This is a genomic window from Nonomuraea sp. NPDC049695 (assembly GCF_040674955.1).
In the GTDB taxonomy this organism is placed as follows: domain Bacteria; phylum Actinomycetota; class Actinomycetes; order Streptosporangiales; family Streptosporangiaceae; genus Nonomuraea; species Nonomuraea helvata.
Window position 1 is genome coordinate 279,583 of the sequence record NZ_JBFANV010000001.1, and the last position, 21,062, is coordinate 300,644.

General features: G+C 70.1%; 23 protein-coding genes and 1 pseudogene. 11 read left to right on the forward strand and 13 right to left on the reverse strand.

From position 1 onward, the window contains the following. Nucleotides 1–80: 80 nt before the first annotated feature. Nucleotides 81–923, reverse strand: coding sequence for an alpha/beta hydrolase (locus tag AB0J64_RS01235; protein ID WP_364019205.1), 843 nt, complete (start codon nt 921–923; stop codon nt 81–83). A gap of 310 nt (nt 924–1,233) precedes the next feature. Between AB0J64_RS01235 and AB0J64_RS01240 the strand changes: the two genes are divergently transcribed. Both AB0J64_RS01240 and AB0J64_RS01245 read left to right on the forward strand, forming a co-directional pair. Continuing rightward, nucleotides 1,234–1,557, forward strand: a complete 324-nt coding sequence (locus tag AB0J64_RS01240) for a hypothetical protein (protein ID WP_364018724.1) — start codon at nt 1,234–1,236, stop codon at nt 1,555–1,557. 141 nt (nt 1,558–1,698) lie between these two features. Then, complete coding sequence (locus AB0J64_RS01245; protein WP_364018726.1) at nt 1,699–2,109, forward strand: Rid family hydrolase; 411 nt, start codon at nt 1,699–1,701, stop codon at nt 2,107–2,109. Between the two features lie 101 nt (nt 2,110–2,210). Here AB0J64_RS01245 and AB0J64_RS01250 read toward each other — a convergent pair whose 3' ends face one another. After that, nucleotides 2,211–3,374 (reverse strand): NAD(P)/FAD-dependent oxidoreductase, encoded by a 1,164-nt coding sequence (locus AB0J64_RS01250; protein ID WP_364018728.1) that lies wholly within the window; start codon nt 3,372–3,374, stop codon nt 2,211–2,213. A 133-nt stretch (nt 3,375–3,507) separates the two neighbouring features. On the opposite strand from AB0J64_RS01250, the gene AB0J64_RS01255 reads away from it, so the two are divergent. After that, on the forward strand, nt 3,508–4,134 hold the full coding sequence (locus tag AB0J64_RS01255) for a TetR/AcrR family transcriptional regulator (RefSeq protein WP_364018730.1): 627 nt from the start codon (nt 3,508–3,510) through the stop codon (nt 4,132–4,134). A gap of 102 nt (nt 4,135–4,236) precedes the next feature. After that, nucleotides 4,237–5,259, forward strand: a complete 1,023-nt coding sequence (locus tag AB0J64_RS01260) for a hypothetical protein (RefSeq protein ID WP_364018732.1) — start codon at nt 4,237–4,239, stop codon at nt 5,257–5,259. Nucleotides 5,260–5,284: 25 nt separating this feature from the next. Here AB0J64_RS01260 and AB0J64_RS01265 read toward each other — a convergent pair whose 3' ends face one another. Then, complete coding sequence (locus AB0J64_RS01265; protein ID WP_364018734.1) at nt 5,285–5,572, reverse strand: hypothetical protein; 288 nt, start codon at nt 5,570–5,572, stop codon at nt 5,285–5,287. Between the two features lie 55 nt (nt 5,573–5,627). Here AB0J64_RS01265 and AB0J64_RS01270 point away from each other — a divergent pair, with 55 nt between their 5' ends. The 3 genes and pseudogenes from AB0J64_RS01270 to AB0J64_RS01280 form a co-directional block, all read left to right on the forward strand. After that, a complete protein-coding gene (locus tag AB0J64_RS01270; RefSeq protein ID WP_364018736.1) occupies nt 5,628–5,957 on the forward strand; it encodes a PadR family transcriptional regulator in 330 nt (109 codons plus the stop codon). Between the two features lie 2 nt (nt 5,958–5,959). Then, complete coding sequence (locus tag AB0J64_RS01275; RefSeq protein WP_364018738.1) at nt 5,960–6,361, forward strand: DUF1048 domain-containing protein; 402 nt, start codon at nt 5,960–5,962, stop codon at nt 6,359–6,361. Nucleotides 6,362–6,380: 19 nt separating this feature from the next. Further along, nucleotides 6,381–6,545: pseudogene (locus AB0J64_RS01280) on the forward strand (cytochrome P450); the annotation flags it as partial. A 157-nt stretch (nt 6,546–6,702) separates the two neighbouring features. On the opposite strand, the gene AB0J64_RS01285 reads toward AB0J64_RS01280, so the two are convergent. From AB0J64_RS01285 to AB0J64_RS01295, 3 genes are all read right to left on the reverse strand, one after another. Further along, complete coding sequence (locus tag AB0J64_RS01285) at nt 6,703–7,611, reverse strand: MerR family transcriptional regulator (RefSeq protein ID WP_364018740.1); 909 nt, start codon at nt 7,609–7,611, stop codon at nt 6,703–6,705. A gap of 242 nt (nt 7,612–7,853) precedes the next feature. Further along, nucleotides 7,854–8,255: an RNHCP domain-containing protein gene (locus AB0J64_RS01290; RefSeq protein ID WP_364018742.1), complete on the reverse strand. Its 402-nt coding sequence runs from the start codon at nt 8,253–8,255 to the stop codon at nt 7,854–7,856. 1 nt (nt 8,256) lies between these two features. Beyond that, nucleotides 8,257–8,625, reverse strand: coding sequence for an RNHCP domain-containing protein (locus AB0J64_RS01295; RefSeq protein WP_364018743.1), 369 nt, complete (start codon nt 8,623–8,625; stop codon nt 8,257–8,259). 296 nt (nt 8,626–8,921) lie between these two features. On the opposite strand from AB0J64_RS01295, the gene AB0J64_RS01300 reads away from it, so the two are divergent. Further along, nucleotides 8,922–11,132, forward strand: coding sequence for an acyl-CoA dehydrogenase (locus tag AB0J64_RS01300; protein ID WP_364018745.1), 2,211 nt, complete (start codon nt 8,922–8,924; stop codon nt 11,130–11,132). Here the strand turns inward: AB0J64_RS01300 and AB0J64_RS01305 are convergent, their stop codons facing one another. Both AB0J64_RS01305 and AB0J64_RS01310 read right to left on the reverse strand, forming a co-directional pair. Then, complete coding sequence (locus AB0J64_RS01305) at nt 11,133–11,786, reverse strand: class F sortase (protein WP_364018747.1); 654 nt, start codon at nt 11,784–11,786, stop codon at nt 11,133–11,135. Continuing rightward, a complete protein-coding gene (locus tag AB0J64_RS01310; RefSeq protein ID WP_364018749.1) occupies nt 11,776–12,201 on the reverse strand; it encodes a hypothetical protein in 426 nt (141 codons plus the stop codon). The genes AB0J64_RS01305 and AB0J64_RS01310 overlap by 11 nt, the downstream gene beginning before the upstream one ends. A 365-nt stretch (nt 12,202–12,566) precedes the next feature. Between AB0J64_RS01310 and AB0J64_RS01315 the strand changes: the two genes are divergently transcribed. Next, entirely contained in the window at nt 12,567–13,376 is an 810-nt protein-coding gene (locus AB0J64_RS01315; protein ID WP_364018750.1) for an MBL fold metallo-hydrolase, read from the forward strand. On the opposite strand, the gene ligD is transcribed toward AB0J64_RS01315, so the two are convergent. Next, nucleotides 13,373–14,374 (reverse strand): non-homologous end-joining DNA ligase, encoded by a 1,002-nt coding sequence (ligD, locus tag AB0J64_RS01320; RefSeq protein WP_364018752.1) that lies wholly within the window; start codon nt 14,372–14,374, stop codon nt 13,373–13,375. The genes AB0J64_RS01315 and ligD overlap by 4 nt on opposite strands. A gap of 323 nt (nt 14,375–14,697) precedes the next feature. Between ligD and msrB the strand changes: the two genes are divergently transcribed. Continuing rightward, entirely contained in the window at nt 14,698–15,099 is a 402-nt protein-coding gene (msrB, locus tag AB0J64_RS01325; protein ID WP_364018754.1) for a peptide-methionine (R)-S-oxide reductase MsrB, read from the forward strand. Between the two features lie 163 nt (nt 15,100–15,262). Here the strand turns inward: msrB and AB0J64_RS01330 are convergent, their stop codons facing one another. The 3 genes from AB0J64_RS01330 to hemG form a co-directional block, all read right to left on the reverse strand. Further along, nucleotides 15,263–15,934 carry a hypothetical protein gene (locus tag AB0J64_RS01330; RefSeq protein ID WP_364018756.1) on the reverse strand — a complete coding sequence of 224 codons (672 nt, stop codon included), beginning with the start codon at nt 15,932–15,934 and terminating at the stop codon, nt 15,263–15,265. 326 nt (nt 15,935–16,260) lie between these two features. After that, nucleotides 16,261–16,962 (reverse strand): hydrogen peroxide-dependent heme synthase, encoded by a 702-nt coding sequence (gene hemQ / locus AB0J64_RS01335; protein WP_364018758.1) that lies wholly within the window; start codon nt 16,960–16,962, stop codon nt 16,261–16,263. 5 nt (nt 16,963–16,967) lie between these two features. Next, complete coding sequence (gene hemG, locus AB0J64_RS01340) at nt 16,968–18,371, reverse strand: protoporphyrinogen oxidase (protein ID WP_364018760.1); 1,404 nt, start codon at nt 18,369–18,371, stop codon at nt 16,968–16,970. A gap of 203 nt (nt 18,372–18,574) precedes the next feature. Here hemG and AB0J64_RS01345 point away from each other — a divergent pair, with 203 nt between their 5' ends. Then, on the forward strand, nt 18,575–19,438 hold the full coding sequence (locus AB0J64_RS01345) for a DUF4349 domain-containing protein (protein ID WP_364018762.1): 864 nt from the start codon (nt 18,575–18,577) through the stop codon (nt 19,436–19,438). On the opposite strand, the gene hemE is transcribed toward AB0J64_RS01345, so the two are convergent. Continuing rightward, entirely contained in the window at nt 19,439–20,500 is a 1,062-nt protein-coding gene (hemE, locus tag AB0J64_RS01350; protein WP_364018764.1) for a uroporphyrinogen decarboxylase, read from the reverse strand. Nucleotides 20,501–21,062 lie beyond the last annotated feature (562 nt).

Consider the following 21,062-nt stretch of genomic DNA (forward strand, 5'->3'; position numbering starts at 1 on the left):
CTCCCTGCCCGGAGAGGCGCACGGTGACAAGCAGCACCCCGACGGATGCCGGGTAGTTGGCGGCGGTTTCCGCCGGTCCGCTATCGGGCGTTCGCGTGGAGCCAGTCCAGGGCTTCTGCGGCGGAGCGGAGGACCGAGATGTGGCCGTCGCCGGGAAATCTCCGGATCTGCGCCGAAGGGCAGTGCCGGGCCAGCCACGTGCCGTGCGAGCTGGGCACGACGCGGTCCTGGTCGCCGTGCATGAGCAGCGTCGGCGCCGTGATCCGCGCGGGGTCGCAGCCCCACGGGTTCACGTACGCGAGGTCGTCGTCGATCGGCCCGCCCTGGCCGCCCTTGACCGCCGGGCCGACGACGCTGCCGAACCACGACCAGTCGCCTCCCAGCGCGGCGTGATCGGCCGGGATGAACATCTCCGGGTCGTACTCGGCCGACGCCTCGAACCGCTCCTTCGCCGCGCGGCCCTGGACGGCGGCGCGCAGTGACGCCTGGCCGGAGGCGTACATGCCCGCGAACCAGTCAAGGCCCTCAGCACCGTACGGAGCCAGGCCGGACACGCTGACGACGGCCAGCACGCGCTCCTGGAGCAGGGCGCCGCAGGCCAGGGCATGTGAACCGCCGCCGGAGTGGCCCATGACCGCGAACCGATCGATGCCCAGCGCGTCGGCGACCCGGGACACGTAGCCGGCGGCCGACGCCAGGTCCCTCCCCTTTGAGGGAGTGGAGCCGCCGTAACCGGGCCGGTCGTAGGACACCCATCGGATGCCGAGTCGTTCGGAGACGGGGAAGAGCGGCTCGGGCGGCGTCCCGATGTTCGGCGTGCCGTGGTGCCAGAAGACGGACAGCGGATGGGGCGCGTCCTGCTGGCCGGTGTCGTAAACGTGCAGCGTACGGCCGTCGCCGAGATCGAGATCGAACTCCTTCATCACGCCGCGAGCCTAACGACCGCGACTGACAGATCGCGGCCTGACCGCCGTCCCCTCGTCGGCGGACACCGCCTCGAAGTGCAGAAATTCATCCTGCCGGCGATTTTTGTCACCCTGGGAAGAGGGAAACCACACCCCACCCCAGCCGCCGATCGCCACGATCTTGAATCGGTTTGCCACCATGGACTCACTGGCAGTGGGACCCGGTCGTCAGGACATGGGCCCTTACGACTAGCGCAAAGGCCGGGGGGAGATGGATATAGAGGCGGCGATTCGCGAATTGAAACACCGTCTGGCGGCCCTCGAAGCAATGATGCGTTCCGAGGACATGGCCTCCGCCCAGGCCAACGTGCTCTACGGTCACTTCCCGGCAGAGGAGAGCACGCTAGGGGAGGGCGCCACCACGCTGGAGGTCGCCATCGCCGAGGTGCGGGCCGACGTCGCCGACCTTCACATCGGGCTGAACCAGGACTTCGCGGCCCTGCGGGACGAATTGGCCGGTCTTCGGCGGCAGACGGACGAGCAGTTCGCCTCGGCTCGGAGCAAGATGCTCAGGCGGTGCGAGGCCCTGCGGGGGGACATGATCGACTTGGCGATCAGGCTCGATCGTCTGCTGGAGAGACGGGGCGCGTAGAGCCGGTGCGGCCACGGCGCCCGCCCGAAGCAGCCGCATGACAGCCGGCCGGCGGAAAACAGGAGGCGGGGACGAGAATGCCCCTGTCAGGATGGTTCCTTCATGCCTGCTGCGAAAGACCCCGAAGGGACCTGAACGACCGTGCCCCGCGCCATCACATTGATCCGCTCCGCCTCCCTCTCCGACGTCGCCCAGTACGCTTACGCGGCCACGGCGCCTGCCGAGTCGCGGCTCATCTTCCTCGCCGGCGCGTGTCCGCTGAACGAGGACGGGTCGACGGCCGCGATCGGCGACTATGCGGGGCAGGCGGCGAAGGCCGTCGAGAACATGCGGGAAGCTCTCGCCGCCGCCGGCGCGTCGCTGCAGGATGTCATCAGCACGAGGGTTCTCGTCGCGTCCACCCGGCAGGAGGACCTGGGGACCGCCTGGGCGGTGGTCCGGGACTCGTTCGGTGAGCATGACGTCCCGAGCACCTTGATGGGCGTCACCGTGCTCGGATACAGCGACCAGCTCGTCGAGATCGAAGCCGTCGCCGCCGTGCTTGACTCCTGAGCTCCGGGAGCGGCGCCGGCTCGTACCCCCGGCCCGGCCCGCGGTGACGCCGCACGCGCCACGGGCGCTCTGTGGTCGTGGGCCGGCCACGCGTGACTGGCTCAGCCGGGCGTCTGGGCGCTCAGGATCCGCTTGTTCAGGTGTCGTCGCGCAGAGTCCACGTCGATGACCGTGTCCCCGGGGATGGTGTCGGTCAGGTCGGCGCAGGCTTGGGCGGCCGCCGCGGCGCGGGGCAGCATGAGATCTTCGTACGCGCGGACGGCCTGGTCGAGGTCGGTGTGGGTGGCGATGGCGGTGGCGAGGTGGGTGCCGTCGAGCATGGCGAGGTTGGCGCCGATGCCGTACGGGGGCATGAGGTGGGCGGCGTCGCCGAGCAGCGTGATGCCGGGGACGTGGTCCCAGGTGTGTCCGATGGGCAGGACGTGCAGCGGCCGGTTGACGAAGCCGCCGTCGGACTCGCGGATGAGGCCGAGCAGGCTGTCGTGCCAGCCGTCGAGCACCGCGAGCAGGTGGTCGCGTACGGCCGCGGCGTCATCGAGGTCCAGGCCGGCCGTGACGTGCCAGTCGGCGGGGACCTGGAGTCTGGCGTAGACGCGGATGTGACCGCCGCTGTTGCGTTGGGCCGACAGCATGGCCTGGCGGGATTTCGCGGCCATGGTGCCGTTGCCGACCAGGCGTGCCAGCTCGGGATGGCGGCTGTCGGCGTCGTCGAGGAAGGTTTCGACGATGGTGTCGCCGGTATAGGCGGGGATCGCGTCGGAGAGCGCCGGTCGGGTCCGTGACCAGGCGCCGTCGGCGCCGACGACGAGGTCGAAGTCCTGGGTCGTGCCGTCCTTGAAGTGCAGGCGGGCGGTCCCGTCGCCGACCGGGGTGACCGCGTCGATCGCGTGTCCCCAGCGGACGGTGCCGGGAGCGAGGGAGTCCAGGATCAGGCCGCGCAGCTGGCCGCGGTCGATCTCGGGCGCGTTGCCCGCGCCGTCGCTGGGCTGCTCGTGATGCACGAGTGCGCCGGTGACGGGATCAAGTCCACGCAGTTCCTGGCCTTCGGGACGGGCCAGGGCGCGGAACTCCTCGAACAGGCCCGCGGCGCGCAGCGCGGCCTGGCCGGTGTCGACGTGCAGGTCCAGCATGCCGCCCTGCCAGCGCGCATGAGGAGAGGTCTCGCGCTCGAACACGGTGACCCGGTGGCCGTGCTGCTGGAGGGTTCGGGCGCAGGCGAGGCCGCCGATGCCGGCACCGACGATGGCGAGGCGGGGAGAGGTCATGGCGCATGGGTCCCTTCGTGGTACGGACGCGCCGGACGGCCCGGCACGCGACGTTTCCTCAAAAGAGTATCCACTTCAAAAGTGTATTGACTAGCCCTTCGTAGTGGGTGCACGTTTGCCCTATGCTGGGTACGTGAGCGAAGCCGTCGGACGCCGCGAGCGCAAGAAAGCCCAGACCCGCCAGGCCCTGGCCGACGCCGCGCTGCGGCTCTTCCTCGAACGCGGCTATGACAATGTCGGCGTCAAGGACGTCGCCGACGCCGCCGACGTGGCGGTGACCACCCTGTTCAAACACTTCCCCAGCAAGGAAGCCCTGTTCTTCGACCTCGACGCCGACCACGAGGCCGCGCTCGTCGCCGCGGTGCGCGACCGCGCCCCCGGCCGGTCGATCCCCGCTGCCCTGCGGGAACACATCCTGGAGTGGACGGGCAAGGTCGACGAGGACGAGCGGGCCGCCGCCATCACCCGCCTGGTCGAGGGCACCCCCGCCTTGCGCGAGTACGCCCGCCGCATGTGGCTGCGCCACGAGACCGCCCTCGCGCACGCCATCGCCGAGGAGGCCGGTGCCCCCGCCGATGACCTCACCTGCGCCGCGCTGGCCCGGTTCGCCCTCGAAGCCGCGGGCCTGGTCCGCAGGCACCCCGACCCGCGTGAGGCCGCGCGGGCGGTCTTCGACCTGCTCGAACAGGGCTGGACCGCCGGCGGCCCCGGGCGCGGAGGCGCGGCCGAAACCGCTCCGGTTGCTGCGCCTCAGGAATGAAGATGGTGTCCAGGCGGCCATTTCGGTGACGTTTCCGGTACAGACCGAATATGGTGGCCCGTGGACGATCGGCCAAGCCCGTAAGCCTTCGGGAGTCTCTCTATGCGCGCTGCAGCGGCAGTCCTCTCCTTCGTTCTCGCGATCATCGTCGCGCCTTCCGCACCAGCCGCCGCCGCGCAGCTGCCAGGCGGCAAGGCCACCTACGTCGTGTCGCAGGGGCATCTCAAGGCCGCCTCCAACGAGAACTGGGTACGGCTGGGCAGCTACCGCTTCGCCGCGAACGGCACGGTGACCTCCGCCCTCTACCTGTGGTGGCAGCGTCACCCCGTGGCCAGGCAGCGCACCGGCCTCGTCCCCGACTCCGGCTGCACCACCAAGGCCGGCGGCGCCCAATCGCGCCCCCGTATGTGCGAGGTGCTCACCGCCGGCGGCTTCACCGGCGCACCCGACGAGAGCCGCACCGGGACGTACACCATGTCAGGGAACGTGCTGACCATCCGGTGGAAGATCGCCCAGACGTGGACGGAGCAGTGGTACGTGCGGCCTTCCCCCGACGGGAAGCTGGCCCGCCTGGACCTCAAGTCCAGCACGCTGGCCACTCACGGGTACGGCTACGGCAGCAACGCCGCGCTCGGCACCCGGCGCGCGATGAGCTCGGTGAAGGCGTTCCCCGGCTCGCTCCGGCAGGACCTGACAAGCTGGGCGGGCGGCAAGATCACCACCGCCGGCAACCAGCCGTTCGGCCTGTCCGCCTTCCGCGCCTGCTCCACCACCACCACGTGCCTGACCTACCTGCAGCCGTCCTCGAACAGCGCGTGCCAGAAGGAGGGCGGCTGCCCCCACTACGGCGGCGGAACGCGCGCCAACATCAGCTCCATCCAGTACTACCTCACGAAGATCTCCAACTCCGACCGCCGCGACACGCTCTGGCACTGGTGCACCTGCCTGGCGATGGAGCGCCGTGAGTTCTGCTACACCGGCAACTCTCACGTCAAGCCGCTCATGCAGATCATCGACGACACGGGCGCCTTCCGTGGCTGGGTCGGCGCGGAAGCCTCCTTCTCGACCGGCGGCTCCCGGGCGCAGGACATGATGGCGGTGCTCCGCATCACCGACTTCCACTGAGCGTCGGACCACTTCCGGGATCAGTTCAGCCCTGCGCGTCGGGCGCCGATCCGCCCGTCGTGAATCGCCGCCTCTGGGGGAACAGCAGTGTGCCACCGGCCGAATGCCGCGAACTCGCTTTCCCCTTGGCGTCGCCCCTGCTCGGTGGGGGCATCCGCCTCGCCCGCACCGATTCTGTGGTCCGGCGCATGAGATATCCGCAGACCAAGGGCCGGCGCTCGCGATAGAGCTGCTCGATACGGCTGCCCGTGGCGTCCTCCGCGAACGGGATGTCGTCTTCACACCACCCCAGACGGCTCGGCTTGCGCTTCATCTATTCAGTGTTGTACTAGTAGTTAGTAATACTGAGTAGCTGGAGAGGGTGTCCCATGGGCAAGCAGGCGACGGAGATGCTCAAGGGCGTGCTGGAGGGCATCGTCCTGGCGATCTTGTCCGGCCGGCCCGCGTACGGCTACGAGATCACGGCGTGGCTGCGCGACCAGGGCTTCTCCGACATCGCCGAGGGCACCATCTACGCGCTCCTGGTCAGGATCGAGCAGCGCGGTTTCGTCGACGTGGAGAAGGTCCCGTCCGAGAAGGGGCCGCCGCGCAAGGTCTACTCCCTGAACGCTCAGGGACAGGAGTATCTCGCAGAGTTCTGGAAGACCTGGAGCTTCCTCACGGAACGGCTCGAACAGCTCCGCAACGGAGGTAATTAGACATGGCCACAGAGTCGGCCGAGCAGAAGAAGCGCTTCCGGCAGTACCTGGAGGTCATCACAGGGTCGCTCGAGGACAAGAGGCGCTACCGGCGGTACAAGGCGCGCATGGAGCAGCTTCCCGAGAACTACCGCACGGCAGTCGAGGCGCTGGAGCGGTACCTGATGCTCTTCGGGCCGGCGGACGGCACCGGCGCGATGGCGATGTACGAGGATCTTGCCGATCTGTTCGAGCAGAGCGCGGCGAACGGAACCCCGATCCGCGAGATCTTCGGGGAGGACCCCGTGGAGTTCGTCGAGGCGTTCGTCCTCAACTACCCCGTGGGCCGGTGGATCAGCCGGGAGCGAGAACGGTTCACCAGCGCCATCGAGCGCGCCGCCGGCGAGGGCACCGGGACAGTCTGATGACGATGCTGATGTTCGGCGCTTCACCGACCCCCACGTGCTCGATCTGAGCAGGCAGAAGGGCGGCCGCCTGGCCTTCGGCCACGGCATCCACCAGTGCCTGGGTCAGCACCTGACCCGCGTCGAGACGGAGATCGCGGACATCTACGGGGTCAAGAGCCTCCCGGTCGCCTGGGACGTGTGACCGCCGGCCGGTGGCGGACGAGGTCGTATCCGGCCGGCCGCCACATCTCCCTGTCACCGAGCCGTCCTGGCGCAGGCTGCAGTCGATGTGGAGCTGGGTGTGCATAGCTCTCCTCACGGATGCGGCGAAAGATACGGGCCGGGAGGTGCCGGACGGATCAGCGGTGTGCGCGCAGTGCGGCCAGCAGCCATTCGAAGGCCGGGACCGCCGGCGGTGCGGGCTCTTGGCCCTTGAGGATGCTCAGGAGCTGCCAGTACCGCTCCACCCTGGGCTCCGCGACCATCTCCAGCCATGTGATCAGGGCGGCGGTCTCCTCGGCAGGAAGGTCGTCAGGCATGATCCGCTTCAGGATCAGGCGCGCCCCGGCCGACTCCGGCGCGATGCCGCGCGACAGAGCGCCGCCCGCGTGCTCCAGGACCAGCGGCCGGAGGTTGAGGCCGTACTCCAGGTGGTTGTCCTCCTCGCCGCTGAGAACCATCCGTCGGACCGTCCGCTGGAAGCTGTCATCGCCCACCAGCTCGGCCAACTCCACCCACGCGTTGACCTGTTCAGAGGTCGGGTCTTCCGGGAGATCCGACGGGAGGTCACGCATCCATCCCGCGACAAGCGTGGCGTCCTCATCGACGACATCGGCGAACGCGCGGTCGACGAAGTCGTCGATGATCTGCTGGCGTTCCCGTGCCGACAGTCGGGCTAGCGCGTTGATCAATGCAATCTCCTTGGTCGAGCTGTCACGGTTGGCGAGAATGCGCAGGACGGACCGGCGTATCTGCAAGGTGCGGATCTCGGCGTCGAGCGCTTTGACGTGGAGGTCCGCCACTTCGCGCAGCGTGGCCCGCTTCTCCAGCACCTGCTGGATGGCGTCCAGACCGAGCCCGAGATCGCGAAGGGTCCGGACCAGGTCCAGCCGCGCGACCGACTCCGCGTCGTAGAGCCGGTACCCGCCCTCCGATCTCTGGGCCGGCGGGACGACGCCGCTGTCGGACCAGAAGCGGATCGTGCGCGCCTGCAGCCCCGTGCGCTGGGCCAGCTGTCCGATCGTGTAAAGACCGGTCACGTCGTTCATGGCTCGAATCTGCACCTTCCACCTAGTGGAACCTCAAGCGTTCTGTCGGAGATTCTCGCCGTGGAGCAGCCGTTGGCGGCTCGCCGTCGCCGAGGGCGTGCAGTGCGTCGACCGCCTGTCTCAGCGACGTGGGCCGCTGCGGGAGCGCCCCCGTCGCGGCGAGCAGCGGTAATACAACGCCGTGCACCCGCCGGCCGGTCAGCAGCAACAACCGCTACCCGTCGCAAGCTGCCAAGGCTGGGCTAGAGGGTGAGGAGGGCGTTCGCTCGTAGGCGGGGATTGGACAGCGGGCGGATGGCGATGCGGAGCAGGGCCAGCGCGTTGTCGTCACCTGCGATGCGGTTGGCGCTGAGCTCGTCGCAGGACTGGCAGTGGTGGATGATCAGCCACTCCCCGTCGTGCCGGACGGTGACGCTCAGCGCCGCCATCCGGCCCCGGCAGCCCGCCCGCCGGTCCCCCGGGATCCGGTGGTCGACGTGCAGGCTCGTCAGGCAGTGCGGGCAGTGGTTGCGATGGGCGGTGCCCGGCGCGATCATCGGCACGTCCAGCCTGCATCCGACGCAGCGGAACGTGTCCCCGCGCTCCCCGTGGCCCGTGCTCTTGCGCCGTTGGGGCCGTTCCCGGCCCGGCTTTCTCCTCGGCATGTCAGAGATCACCGAACGCCTCGAGCGGGAACGGCGGCTGTGCCAGCGGCCGTACGGCCATGCGCATGAGGATGAGCTGGTTGTCGTCGCCGCAGATGGGATTGGACGTCAGCTCGCCACACCGGGTGCAGCGATGGATGACCATCCAGTCGCCGGTACGCAGGACCGCGATCGAGATCAGGATCATCCGCGCCCCGCACTCCGACGGGCCGCCTTCCGCGCGGTCGAGGATGTGCTTCGAGTGCAGACAACTCGGGCAGTGGTTTCGGCGGGTGCCGTCCGGCGCGGTCGCGGTCACGGTCAGGCCGCAGCGCACGCACTGGAATATTTCGGTGTTCACTACGGAACGGGGCTTGCTGTTGGTGGACAACCTGGGTACTCCTTGCCGGAATGTTCGATAAGGCAGCAAGAGAGCGCCGAGCGAGCCTCGCGGCGTACGCGGGCATGCTGGTACGGCAGGCGATCCGCCGATCAGGTCTGAGGTCTCAGAGGCAGGATTCGCCCACGGCACGGCGAGGCGCGCAAGGCGCGGTGCCAGGCATCAATCCACCCCTCCCAGGGCATGGCTGCCCGAATGCTCCACCGTCAGGACACGAAGGAGCGTAACCAGGCGAGGCCGCGAGCGGCCAATGGTTTTTGACCGAATCATCTTCTACGTTCGGACGTATGGGTATCGGGCTGACCGAGGAACACCGGGCGCTGGCCGCCTCCGTACACGGGCTCGCCGGGCGTGCGCCCGACCACGCGGCACTCGCCGGACAGGGGATTCTGGGGCTGCATCTGCCTGAGGAGTACGGCGGGCAGGGGTACGGGCTGCTGGAGCTGTGCGTCGCGCTCGAAGCGTTGGGCGAGCGGCGCGTCCCGGGGCCGTACCTGCCGACCGTCCTCGCCTCGGCCGTCCTCGCCTGGCCGGGGGCCTCCATCGGTCCCGTCCAGCCCTACGACTCAGCCGATCCCGCCCGGTCCGGCGAATCGGCCGTTCTCGCCGACGGCAGGAGAGGGCTGATCGCCGGGCTGGCCGACGGGTCCATGACCGCGGCCGTCGTGCTGCCCGTGGATCCGGCCGGTGCTCCCGGCGGGAGCGGCGACCCGTCGGACGGCGACCTGCCCGAGGGCGATCCATCCGACGGTAATGCCGTAGGCGGCGGCCCGCGCGGCGCACTCGCCCTGGGGGCGCCGGACGCGGACCTCTTTCTCGTGCCCATCGACGGCGCCCGGTGGGCGGTGCTCGATCGTGCCGACGTCGTCGCCGAGCCCGCCGACAGCGTGGACCTCGACCGGGCGCTCTGCTCCGTCACCACGCGCGACATCCCCGCCGACCGGGTGCTGGGCGAGGTGCCGGTACGGGAGATCGCCGCCGTGCTGCTCGGCGCCGACGCGTGCGGCGTGGCGGCGTGGGCCGTGGCGACGGCGGCCGGGTACGCCAAGGTACGCGAGCAGTTCGGGCGGCCGATCGGGCAGTTCCAGGGGGTCAAGCACCGGGTGGCCGCCGCCTTCGTGGCGCTCGAGCAGGCCCGCGCCGCCGTGTGGGACGCCGCCAGAGCGATGGACGGCGCCAGAGCGATGGACGGCGCCGCGTCGTACGACGAGGTCAGGCTGGCGGCGGCGGTGGCCGCGGTGCTGGGGCCCGAGGCGGCGGTGCGAGGTGCGGCGGACGCGATCCAGGTGCTCGGCGGCATCGGATACACCTTCGAGCACGACGCGCACCGCTACTACCGCAGGGCCCTGTCCGACCGGATGCTGGCCGGGGACCCGGGGCCGTGGGCCGAGGAGACGGCGAGGCTGGCGGTGGCGGGGACCCGGCGGGCGATGGAGCCGGACCTGCCCGAGGAGGCCGCCGCCGTCAGGGACGCCATCAGGGCGGAGGCCGGGTCGCTGCGGGCCGAGGAGCCGGCGGCCAGGCTGAGGAGGTTCGCGGCGGACGGGTGGATCATGCCGTACCTGCCCAGACCGTGGGGCAGGGCCGCGTCGCCGCTGGAGCAGGTGATCATTCACCAGGAGTTCCGCGACCTGAAGCGGCCGAACCTGGGCATCGCGGCCTGGGCGGTTCCCTCCATCGTCCGGTACGGCACGCGCGAGCAGCAGGAGCGCTTCCTGCCGAAGACGTTCACCGGGGAGATCGTGTGGTGCCAGCTGTTCAGCGAGCCGGGCGCGGGCTCCGACCTGGCCGGGCTGGCGACGAAGGCCACGCGGGTGGAGGGCGGCTGGTCGCTGACAGGCCAGAAGATCTGGACGTCCCTCGCGCAGTACGCCCATTGGGGCATCTGCCTCGCCCGGACTTCTCCCGAAAAATCGAAACATAGCGGCATCACGTACTTCCTGGTGGACATGGCGGCCCAGGGAGTCACCGTCAGGCCGCTCAAGGAGATCAACGGGGACGAGGTGTTCAACGAGGTCTTCCTCGACGACGTCTTCGTACCGGACGATCTGGTCGTCGGTGCGGTGGACGAGGGCTGGCGGGTGGCCCGTGACACGCTCTCCCACGAACGCGTCGCGCTCGGCGACTCCTGGGGGCCGGGCTCGCAGCACACCGACATGGCCGAGCTCATCGCCGGGCTGCCGCCGCTCCGCCAGTCTCAGCGTGAGCAGGCGGGCCGCCTGTGGGCCGAGGGCCAGGCCATCTCCGCGCTCGGCCTGCGCATCACGCTCTCGCAGCTGGCCGGAGCCGATCCGGCGACCGCCCCCAGCGTGCGCAAGCTGCTCGGTATGCGCCACGCCCAGGCGATCTCGGAGTTCTGCTGGTCGCTGGCGCCGAGGAGCCGCCGCTGGAACCGTACGATCCTCGCCACCCGGGCGTTCACCATCGGCGGCGGCACCACGGAGGTGCAGCTCAACATCATCGCCGAACGGGCGCTCGGCCTCCCCCGCGACCCGTGATCAGCTCTTGGGGTAGTACGGCGCCGCGAGGTGGGCGTACACGATCGTGTTGTCGACGTAGCTGTGCGCCTGCCGGTCGAACGTCCCGCCGCAGGTCACCAGCCGCAGCCCCGGATAGGTGAGCTTGGCGTAGACCTTCTTGACCGGGAAGCTCCGCTTCGGCGCGTGCTCGACCTTGTCGACGACGAACACCGCCACCGAGCGGTCGGCGCGCATCACCTGGACCTGATCGCCGCGCTTGACGTTCTTGAGGTTGGCGAAGACGGCGGGGCCGCTCCTGGTGTCCAGGTGACCGGTGATCACGGCGGCGCCGCGCTGGCCGGGGACGGGGCCGTAGCGGTACCAGCCCGCCTGGTTCGGCGGGTCGAACGGCGGGTTCTCGATGGCGCCCTGCGCGTCCAGGCCCAGCTCCATCAGCGGGGCGGCCACGCCGATGGACGGAATGTAGACGGCCGTGGGCTTGGCGGCCCTCATGGGCGCGGCCACCTTGCCGGACGGCACGCCCGGGACCGACGGCACGGGGTTCGTGGCCGCGACCGGACCCGGCTCGGGCTCGTCGCTGAAGATGCCGCTGATCCCGAGCCCGATCAGCAGCAACCCCGCCAGCGAGACGACGACTGCTCCGGTCCGGAGCAGCCGCTGCTCAGACGACACCCTTGCGGCGCCGTGCCGCGAACCCGGCCAGCCCCGCGCCCGTCATCAGGGCCACACCGCCCAGCGCGAACGGCCACACCGGGTTGTCCGGCGCGAGGCCGCCGCCGCCGGTCTCCGGATGCCCCCTCGGCACCCGGTGCTCCTCCTCGCCCGCGGGCCGCCACGGCTCTTCCTCGCGCTCGTCCGGCCCCGGCCAGGTCTCCTCCGGCTGCGGCTCGACCGAGGGAGGCGGGCTCCAGGACTGCTCGGGCTCGGGCTCGTGCTGCTCGTCGCAGAGCAGCGGCAGCGGAAGGAGGCAGGTGGGCAGCTCGACCGGCAGGTCGGGGCCGGTGGAGGCGTACGCGGGGGGCGCCGCCAGGCTCACCCCTCCGACCACGAAGGCGGCCACTGCCGCCGCGAGACGTGCTCTTGCCATGAGAAGGCTCCAGACTCGTTTGTCGCCCCCGATGCACAAGAGAGCTTTGCGAATTATTAGATAACGAGTCAAGTAATGAGACCGAAGTGAAATTGACCGGACACGGAGGGTTTAACCGCGCCCCAACGTGGCAGGAAATAACGGCACAAAGGGGGACAAATGCCATGAGCAACCCACAGCAACCTGAGATTCGCAGATCAGGCAAATCGCCCACCGAGTTCAAGTCTGCCCACCTCACGCCCCAGACCAAGCAGGGAGCCAAGCGCTCCGCCCGCCCCCATGGCATGGACAAGGGCGGCAAGGGAGGCGGCCAGGGCGGCGGCGTGCCTCCAGGTCAGCGCCCTCCGTACCCGGGGTGAGCGAAAGTGAAAGGGAGCCTGCAGTTCATCGGCAACGCGACGACGCTGATCCGCTACAACGGTCTCACGCTGCTGACCGATCCCAACTTCCTGCATCAGGGCCAGCGGGCGTACCTGGGCTATGGCCTGTCAACCCGCCGCCTCACCGATCCCGCTCTGGAGATCGAGGACCTGCCGCCGATCGACGCGGTGGTGCTGTCGCACCTGCACGGTGACCACTGGGACCGTGTCACCAGGAAAGGCCTGGACCGGGACACCCCGGTCATCACCACCACCGCGGCCGCCCGCCGCCTGCGCCGCCGCGGCTTCCGCCGGACCGTGGGGCTGGAGGAGTGGCGCACGCACGAGCTACGCGGCCCGCACGGCTCGGTACGGATCACCGCGCTGCCCGCCAAGCACGCGCCGGGCCCCGCCGAGGCGCTGCTGCCGCCCGTGATCGGCACGATGCTGGAGTTCTGCAATCCGGACGAACGCGTGGAGCTGCGCGTCCACGTCAGCGGCGACACCCTGCTCGACCGCCGCCTCGACGCGATCCCGCGCCGCTTCCCCGACATCGACCTGGCACTGGTGCACCTGGGCGGCACCCGGCTGCTCGGCCTGGTGCTCATCACGATGGACGGCGAACAGGGCGCCTCGTGGGTGGACCTGATGAACCCGCACGCGGTCGTGCCGGTGCACTACGACGACTACGCCGCCTCCACCTCACCGCTGGACGACTTCCGCCACCACATCGAGCAGAACGGCCTGGCCGACCGGGTGGTCTACCTCAAGAGGGGCGAAACCCGCGAGCTCGCCCCCCACCACCTCGTGCGCTAGCCGGCGTTCCGCGCCCGGCTCGGCTGCACGCGCATCGGCTCGCCCGGCATCTTGGGATAGTTCGGCGGGTACGGCATGTCGCCCCGGTCGTCCTTGGCGTAGAGCTCCAGCAGCGGCTCGATCGAGTACGCCACGTCGTCGATGGCCGCGTGCACGTCGCCCACCTCGGCGAACCGCGCGGGAACCGTACGGATGTCGAAGTCGCGCGGGTCGGCGTCCGCCAGCTCGTCCCAGGTCAGCGGGGTCGAGACGGGGGCATGCGGCTGCGCCCTGACGGAGTAGGCGCTGGCCACCGTGCGGTCCCGGGCGTTCTGGTTGAAGTCGATGAACACCCGCTCGCCGCGCTCCTCCTTCCACCACGCCGTGGTCACCAGCGCCGGATCGCGCTCCTCGACGGCCCTGGCCAGGGCGATGCCGGCGTGGCGTACCTGGATGAAGTCCCAGCGCGGCTCGATGCGCACGGCGATGTGGACGCCGCGGTTGCCGGACGTCTTCACGAACCCGGTCATCCCGAACTCGCCCAGAACCTCCCTCGTGAGCAGGGCCGCCTTGCGTGCCGCGGCGAAGTCCAGGCCCGGCTGCGGGTCCAGGTCGACGCGGAGCTCGTCGGGGTGCTCGACGTCCGAGGCCCGCACCTGCCAGGGGTGGAAGTCGATGGTGCCGAGGTTCGCGGCGTAGGCGATGGCCGCCACCTCCGTGACCCGCAGGGACTGCGCCGTACGGCCGCTCGGGAAGGTCACCGTCACGGGCTGGAGCCAGTCGGGGTGCTTGGGCGGCATCCGCTTCTGGTAGATCGCCTCCGTCTGCACGCCGTCGGGGTGGCGTTTGAGGTTGGTGGGCCGGTCCTTGAGCGCCCTCAGCGCGCCCTCGCCGACGCTCACGTAGTATTCGACCAGCTCCCGCTTGGTGGCGCCGATCCCAGGAAAGTACACCTTGTCGGGGTTGGTGACCTTGACGGTCCGCTCCCCCACCTCGAGCTCTATGAAGGGCGATGCCATAGCCACGAGCTTATGGTGTCGCACCGACAGAGAGGTGGGCCCGTCCCGGAGCCTCCTCGGTGGCGGGACCGAGGGCTCGACGGGACGGACCGCTAGATCAACCGCCGCCGTTCCGGGCGCTGGCGCGCCACCCGGCCGGCCGTTGCGACCCCCGGCGGCTCCAGCACGGGCGTGGGCTGTGCCGCTCGCCGGGATCTGCGGATGATCTCACCCCTTGGCAGGAGGCGATGACACCCCCTTGCCTACAAAGACGCGAATTCACCCCAGAACGGATGCTTCACCCTTCGGAGATCTCTTTTTGCCAGATCTCGTACGCTGGAGACATGGAAAAGGTGGTCAAGAGCGAGGCCGAGTGGCGGGTTCAGCTCTCGCCTGAGGAGTTCCACGTCCTCAGGGAGGCCGGGACCGAGCGCCCCTTCACGGGCGAGTACGTCGACACCAAGACCGAGGGCGTCTACTCGTGCCGCGCCTGCGGGGCCGAGCTGTTCCGGTCGGACACGAAGTTCGAGTCGCACTGCGGGTGGCCGAGCTTCTTCGCGCCCGGAGACTCCGACGCGGTGCGGCTGATCGAGGACCGCAGCCACGGAATGGTCCGCACCGAGGTGCGGTGCGCGCGGTGCGACTCCCATCTGGGTCACGTCTTCCACGGCGAGGGGTACCCGACCCCGACCGACGACCGTTACTGCATCAACTCGATCTCCCTTAGGCTTGAACCCAAGGGGTGATCGGTTAACGACAGCGCGTACCGATCCCCTACCTCGGGTAGGAGATTCGTGTGCGCTTTGTCCATCTTCGCCACCGCTGGGTGACGATTGAGACTATCGGGCGAGTCGTAACGCAACGGTGCGAGCTCTGCGCCAAGACGCGAGTACGGGTGCGATAACGGGGTCAATCGGGTTCGGGGTGGGTGACCCGGCAACTGGTGTCGGAGGGGCCGAGGATGTTGGCGAGCACGGGATTCCCGTTCTCGCCGAACTCGGCCTGGACGAACACGACGGGGCGGGCCACCCCGAGGGAGCGGAGATACTCCAGGCCGCGCTTGCACAGCGTCAGCGCTTGGGAGGAATTGCCCGCCGTCTCCGGCAAATCCGTATAAATGCGCAAATATCCGCCGATGGTGCGGATGTCCTTGAGGCGTTTCAGCGCCGCGTCGTCCGGCCCCCAGTGCGTACGGAAGTAATCCGCCGCCTGCTGGTCGGTGTGCCGCGACGGACCGTCCGCCTTGTAATCGTCCATGTCGGCGGGGTCGGGGCCGCCCGCCGACAGGTCCTCAGGACTGACACTCCCCTGCACCACCCCAGGCTTCACCGCGCCGGTGGCCGCCGCGCTCGCCGCGGCCCTGGGCGGCTGGGACTTCGGCAGCTCGCTCGCCCTGGCCTGCGCGCTCGCCCGCGAGCCCGACTCGGCCCTGCCGGACAGCGCCGAGGACCCGTTCTGCCGCTCGGCCTGGCCCTGCGGCCCGGAGGCCGCGCGCGGCTGCTGAGCGGAGGCGGCGGTCAGCGGCCCGCTGAACGTCCCGTTCGCGCCGAGCACCGCGGCGACGCCGCCGGCCAGCGCCACCGCTCCGACCGCCCACCGCAGCCTTCCGGTACGACGCCGCGCATGCCGAGAACGCCCCGCCCCCTGCGGCGAGCCCTCAGCCGCATTCGGCGAGTGCTCCGCCGCATGCCGGCCGGTGGACTGCCGCCTGCTCCCCCGCCTGCCCGATCCGCCCATCACCCCGCCCTCCCCGCCGCGTCTGGAACGTGCCACCGCAGGCACGCCCGTACGCACGAAGGATTTCCCTGATTGTGACAAAGGGGATAGATCAAGTCCGTTGGATCGCCAACTTGGGCCTGGCTCTTTTTCCCCTGAGCCCCCAGGTCGAGGTGCCGTACGGCCAGGGCCTAAGGCAGGGCCGCCACCAGCTCACGCACCGGCTTGCGCGCGCCCGTGTAGAACGGGATCTCGACCCGCGTGTGCCGGCGGGCCTGCGCGCCCCGCAGCGTGCGCATCAGGTCGACGATCCTGTGCAGCTCGTCGGCCTCGAACGCCAGCATCCACTCGTAGTCGTTGAGCGAGAAGCACGCCACCGTGTTGGCCCGCACGTCGGGGTAGTCGCGGGCCATCCGGCCGTGCTCGGCCAGCATGGCCCGGCGCTCGGAGTCGTCCAGCAGGTACCACTCGTAAGAGCGCACGAACGGATAGACGCTCACGTAGGCGCGCGGCTCCTCCTCGGCGAGGAAGGCGGGGATGTGCGACTTGTTGAACTCCGCCGGCCGGTGCAGCGCCATCGCCGACCAGACGGGCCTGCTGTGCCGGCCCAGCTCGGTGCGGCGGAACCGGGCGTAGACGTCCTGCAGGTCCTCGGGCGTGGCCGCGTGCCACCAGAACATGTAGTCGGCGTCGGCCCGCAACCCGGCCACGTCGTAGACCCCCCTGGTCACGACGCCCTTGCCGGCAGCCTGCTCGAGCAGCTCCTCGACCTCGCCCGCCAGGCCGTCGCGCTCGACGGGACACGGCTCGGTGACCTGGAAGACCGACCACATCGTGTAACGGATCACCTGGTTGAGATCGCGGGCCTTGGGCCGCGGAGCAGCGTCTGTCATAGCGCCTATTCTCCTCGCTGGGACAGGTGGTCCAGAATCCGGGCGGCGGCCGTACGAGCCGTGCTGACACAGGCGGGAATGCCGATGCCGTCGTAGGCGGCGCCGCAGACGGCCAGCCCCGGCTCCACGGCCACCGCGGCGTGCACCCTGGCCACCCGGTCGAGGTGGCCCACGTTGTACTGCGGCAGCGCCCCGCCCCAGCGCGTGACCCTGGTGTCGATCGGCAGGCCGCTCACGCCCATCACGTCGGCCATCTCGGCCGTGGCCAGCGACACCAGCTCGACGTCGTCCCGCTGGAGCAGGTGCTCCTCGCCGACCCTGCCGATCGAGCAGCGCAGGATCACCATGTCCTTCGTCAGGTGCGGCCACTTGATCGAGCTGAACGTGACCGCCTTGACCGGCCGCCCCTCGACGGGCGGCACCAGGTAGCCGCTGGAGGTGGGCGGCTGGGGGAAGGCGCCGACCGGGTAGGCGAGCGTGACGATGGCCATGCTGGCATACTCGATCTTGGCCAGCTCGCTCGCCGCCTTGGGCACCTCGGCCTTGAGCAGCCTGCCGGCGGCGGCCCCCGGCGTCGCCACGATCACCGCGTCCGCGTGGACGATCTCGGGCTTGGGGACGGGGCCGGTGACCAGCCGCCAGCCGTCGCCGTCCCTGTGCAGCTCGCGTACGGTGACGCCGGTCCTGATGTCCGCCCCCGACGCCTTGGCGACCGCCTCGGGCAGGCCGCCGAGTCCGCTCTTCAGCGAGGTGAAGACCGGGCCCGCGTCCTTCGGCGCCTCCTCGACGAGCTGCCTGGCCCCGGTCAGCAGCGAGCGCTCGGAACGGGCCACCGCCGCCACGCGCGGCATCGTGGCCTCCAGCGAGAGCATGTCGGAACGGCCCGCGTAGACGCCGCCGAGCAGCGGCTCGACCAGCCGTTCGACGATCTCGTCACCCATCCTGGCGCGAACGTAGGCGGCCACGGACACGTCGGTGCGTACGAGGGTCGGCGGCAGGATCTGGTCGAGCGGCACGCGCAGCAGGCCGCCGGGTGAGACGATGCCCGACTTGGCGAGCTCGGTCAGGTCGGAGGGCACGCCCATGACCTGGCCCTTCGGCATCGGGCGCAGCTCGCCCCTGCTGTAGACGGCCGAGCTCGTGGTGCCGGGGAAGACCAGGTCGTCGCCGAGCCCGACCGCCCTGGCCAGCTCCTTGCCCTCGGGCCGCCTGGCCAGCATGGCCTCCGCGCCCGCGTCCACGTTCACCCCGGCGACCTCGGAGGCGTACAGCTTGCCGCCGATCCGCGGCCCGCCCTCGAGCACGGTGACCTTGACCCGCTCGCCCGCGCTCTGGCGGAGATACCACGCGGCGGCGAGCCCGGAGATCCCTCCGCCGACGACGACCACGTGCGCCCGATTCCCTTCCACGCCTCCTGACGCTACCGCCTCACCACAGTGCTCAGCTGCGTGGGGCAGCGTTGTCACACAGTGACCGGACCGTGATTCCTCCGATCAAACCGGGGCTTTCCGGTGACCGTCTTATGGGCATGAGGAGAATCCGGTACGGAGTCGCACTCACGGCCGCCTGTTCGGCCCTGCTCTTGACAGGCTGCGGTGGCAGCGCCAGCACGATGTCCAGCGAAGCCGGCTCGGGCACCGCGGCCGCACCGGTCGCCGACCAGGCCGGGAGCCTCGCCAAGCAGCCGAGACAGCCGCAGGGCAAGGACGGCCTCGTCTCGAACGTCAAGCTGACCCAGCAGCAGGATCGCCAGGTCATCTACACCGGCGACCTGATGGTGCGGGCCAAGCAGGTCACCGCCGCCGCCCAGCAGGCCAAGCAGATCGTGACGTCGGCGGGCGGCTACCTGTCCAAGGAGGAGAGCAACTCGGCCAACGACACCGAGGACACGGCCACGCTGGAGTTCAAGATCCCGCCGGCCAGGTACACCGAGGTGCTGGGCCGGCTCGGCAAGGAGCTGGGCAAGCAGCTGTCCATGAACCAGGGCACCCAGGACGTCACCATGCAGGTGGCCGACGTCGAGAGCCGGCTGAAGTCGGCGCAGCAGTCGCTGGACTCGCTGCGTACGCTGCTGAAGAAGGCCGGCACCATCGGCCAGGTGCTGCAGGTCGAGCGGGAGATCTCCGCGCGCGAGGCCGACCTGGAGTCGCTGCAGGCGCAGCAGAAGCAGCTGGCCACGCAGGTCGCCATGGCCACGCTGACGCTCCGGCTGGTCGGGCCGGTGGCCGTCGTCGAGGATCCCTCCGACGAGCCCGCGGGGTTCTTCGGCGGGCTCAGGGCGGGCTGGAACGCGCTGGTGTCGTTCACGAAGGTCGCGGTGACAGTGCTCGGCGCGGTGCTGCCATGGCTGGCCGTCTCGGTGCCGCTGATCGCGCTGGTGATCTATCTGGCACGGCGTGGCCGCTCCAGGCGTCCCGGGACCCCCATGCCCCCGCAGGGCCCGGAGCGCGGCGACCCGGGCCCGGAGGCGGCGTGATCAGGACCCTGAGCCGGCCTCGTGCACCAGGTCGGTGAGGCGCTTGAGCTGGTCGGGATCGGTCGAGGGCAGCACGCCGTGCCCCAGGTTGAACACGTGCCCCTCGGCCGCCCGCCCCTGGCGCAGCACCTCGCGCGCCTTGCGCTCGACGACCTCCCACGGCGCCAGCAGCACGGCCGGGTCGAGGTTGCCCTGCAGCGCCTTGCCGGGACCGACCCGGCGGGCCGCCTCGTCCAGCGGCACCCGCCAGTCGACGCCCACCACGTCGGCCCCCGCCTCGCCGAGCACGCCGAGCAGCTCGCCGGTGCCGACGCCGAAGTGGATGCGCGGCACGTCCGGCAGGCCCTCGAAGATGCGGCGGGTGTGGGGCAGGATGAACTCCCGGTAGTCGGCCGGCGCCAGCGCCCCCACCCAGGAGTCGAAGAGCTGCACGGCCGAGGCCCCGGCGGCGATCTGGATGCGCAGGTGCTCGAGGACGATCGTGGAGAGCCGTTCCATGAGCGCGTGCCACAGCTGCGGCTCGCCGTACATCATGGCCTTGGTGTGGTCGTGGTTCTTGGACGGGCCGCCCTCGATCAGGTACGACCCGAGCGTGAACGGCGCCCCGGCGAAGCCGATCAGCGGCGTGCCGCCCAGCTCGCCGGTCAGCGCCTGGATGGCCTCGGTGATGTACGGCACGTCGTCCGGCTCGATCGGCCGCAGCGCCTCGAGGCCCCTGGCGTCACGGATCGGGTCGGCCACGACCGGGCCGACGCCCGGCTTGATGTCGAGATCGACGCCGATGGCCTTGAGCGGCACCACGATGTCGCTGAAGAAGACCGCCGCGTCCACGCCGTACCGGCGCACCGGCTGCATGGTGAACTCGACGATCATGTCGGGCGTCGAGCAGGCCGTGAGCATCGGCACGCCCTCACGCATCCGCAGGTATTCGGGCAGCGACCGACCGGCCTGGCGCATGTACCAGACCGGGGTGTGCGGGACGGGCTGGCGGCGGCACGCACGCAGGAAAGCGGAGTCGGCGAGGTTCACCCCACAAGGGTGCCATGTAGGGGCGCCGGTCATGACACGGGAGTGACGTGTCAGAAAAACATCGATTGGACACCCCAAAGCATGATCAGATAGCCAGATGAAGGTTTACCGGTCTGCTCGGCATCGGCGCCGCACTCGGGTCGAACACACCCCATGTCCGGCCAGAGAGCCGGTTTCGAGTGGGCCAAATGTTCACCAACCCACCGCGCGGCACCGATTCAGGGACCACTTTCGGGACACGCCGAGCGCGTTGCGGGGAATTGTCAGCAGCTCGTGCCAACGTCGGAGCCACGACCCGAAGAAAGGCCCCGGTTCGATGACTCGTGCGATGACCGCGTTGTGGAGTTCCCCAGAGCGCCGCAGTGAGCGCTGCCCTTCCTGTGCAGGCGAGCGGCCGTTCGAGCAACCGCCGTGCCTCGACGGCCACGAGCCCGGCCACTGCCCTGAGTGGGCCTGCGTCGACTGCGGTCACGCGATCATCCTCGGCACGGCCGAAACCCTCCGACCGATTCGCCAGCTGGTTACGGCAGCGGCTTGATCACGAAGGATGAGCACCCCCGTGGTCCCCTTCCGTCCGTCTTCGACCTACGCTTCC

Coding starts and splice junctions, on each gene's coding strand:
- AB0J64_RS01235 (WP_364019205.1), bottom strand. CDS start 923: ATGAAGGAGTTCGATCTCGATCTCGGCGACGGCCGTACGCTGCACGTT.
- AB0J64_RS01240 (WP_364018724.1), top strand. CDS start 1,234: ATGATGCGTTCCGAGGACATGGCCTCCGCCCAGGCCAACGTGCTCTAC.
- AB0J64_RS01250 (WP_364018728.1), bottom strand. CDS start 3,374: ATGACCTCTCCCCGCCTCGCCATCGTCGGTGCCGGCATCGGCGGCCTC.
- AB0J64_RS01260 (WP_364018732.1), top strand. CDS start 4,237: ATGCGCGCTGCAGCGGCAGTCCTCTCCTTCGTTCTCGCGATCATCGTC.
- AB0J64_RS01265 (WP_364018734.1), bottom strand. CDS start 5,572: ATGAAGCGCAAGCCGAGCCGTCTGGGGTGGTGTGAAGACGACATCCCG.
- AB0J64_RS01270 (WP_364018736.1), top strand. CDS start 5,628: ATGGGCAAGCAGGCGACGGAGATGCTCAAGGGCGTGCTGGAGGGCATC.
- AB0J64_RS01275 (WP_364018738.1), top strand. CDS start 5,960: ATGGCCACAGAGTCGGCCGAGCAGAAGAAGCGCTTCCGGCAGTACCTG.
- AB0J64_RS01285 (WP_364018740.1), bottom strand. CDS start 7,611: ATGAACGACGTGACCGGTCTTTACACGATCGGACAGCTGGCCCAGCGC.
- AB0J64_RS01290 (WP_364018742.1), bottom strand. CDS start 8,255: ATGCCGAGGAGAAAGCCGGGCCGGGAACGGCCCCAACGGCGCAAGAGC.
- AB0J64_RS01300 (WP_364018745.1), top strand. CDS start 8,922: ATGGGTATCGGGCTGACCGAGGAACACCGGGCGCTGGCCGCCTCCGTA.
- AB0J64_RS01310 (WP_364018749.1), bottom strand. CDS start 12,201: ATGGCAAGAGCACGTCTCGCGGCGGCAGTGGCCGCCTTCGTGGTCGGA.
- ligD (WP_364018752.1), bottom strand. CDS start 14,374: ATGGCATCGCCCTTCATAGAGCTCGAGGTGGGGGAGCGGACCGTCAAG.
- msrB (WP_364018754.1), top strand. CDS start 14,698: ATGGAAAAGGTGGTCAAGAGCGAGGCCGAGTGGCGGGTTCAGCTCTCG.
- hemQ (WP_364018758.1), bottom strand. CDS start 16,962: ATGACAGACGCTGCTCCGCGGCCCAAGGCCCGCGATCTCAACCAGGTG.
- AB0J64_RS01345 (WP_364018762.1), top strand. CDS start 18,575: ATGTCCAGCGAAGCCGGCTCGGGCACCGCGGCCGCACCGGTCGCCGAC.
- hemE (WP_364018764.1), bottom strand. CDS start 20,500: ATGACCGGCGCCCCTACATGGCACCCTTGTGGGGTGAACCTCGCCGAC.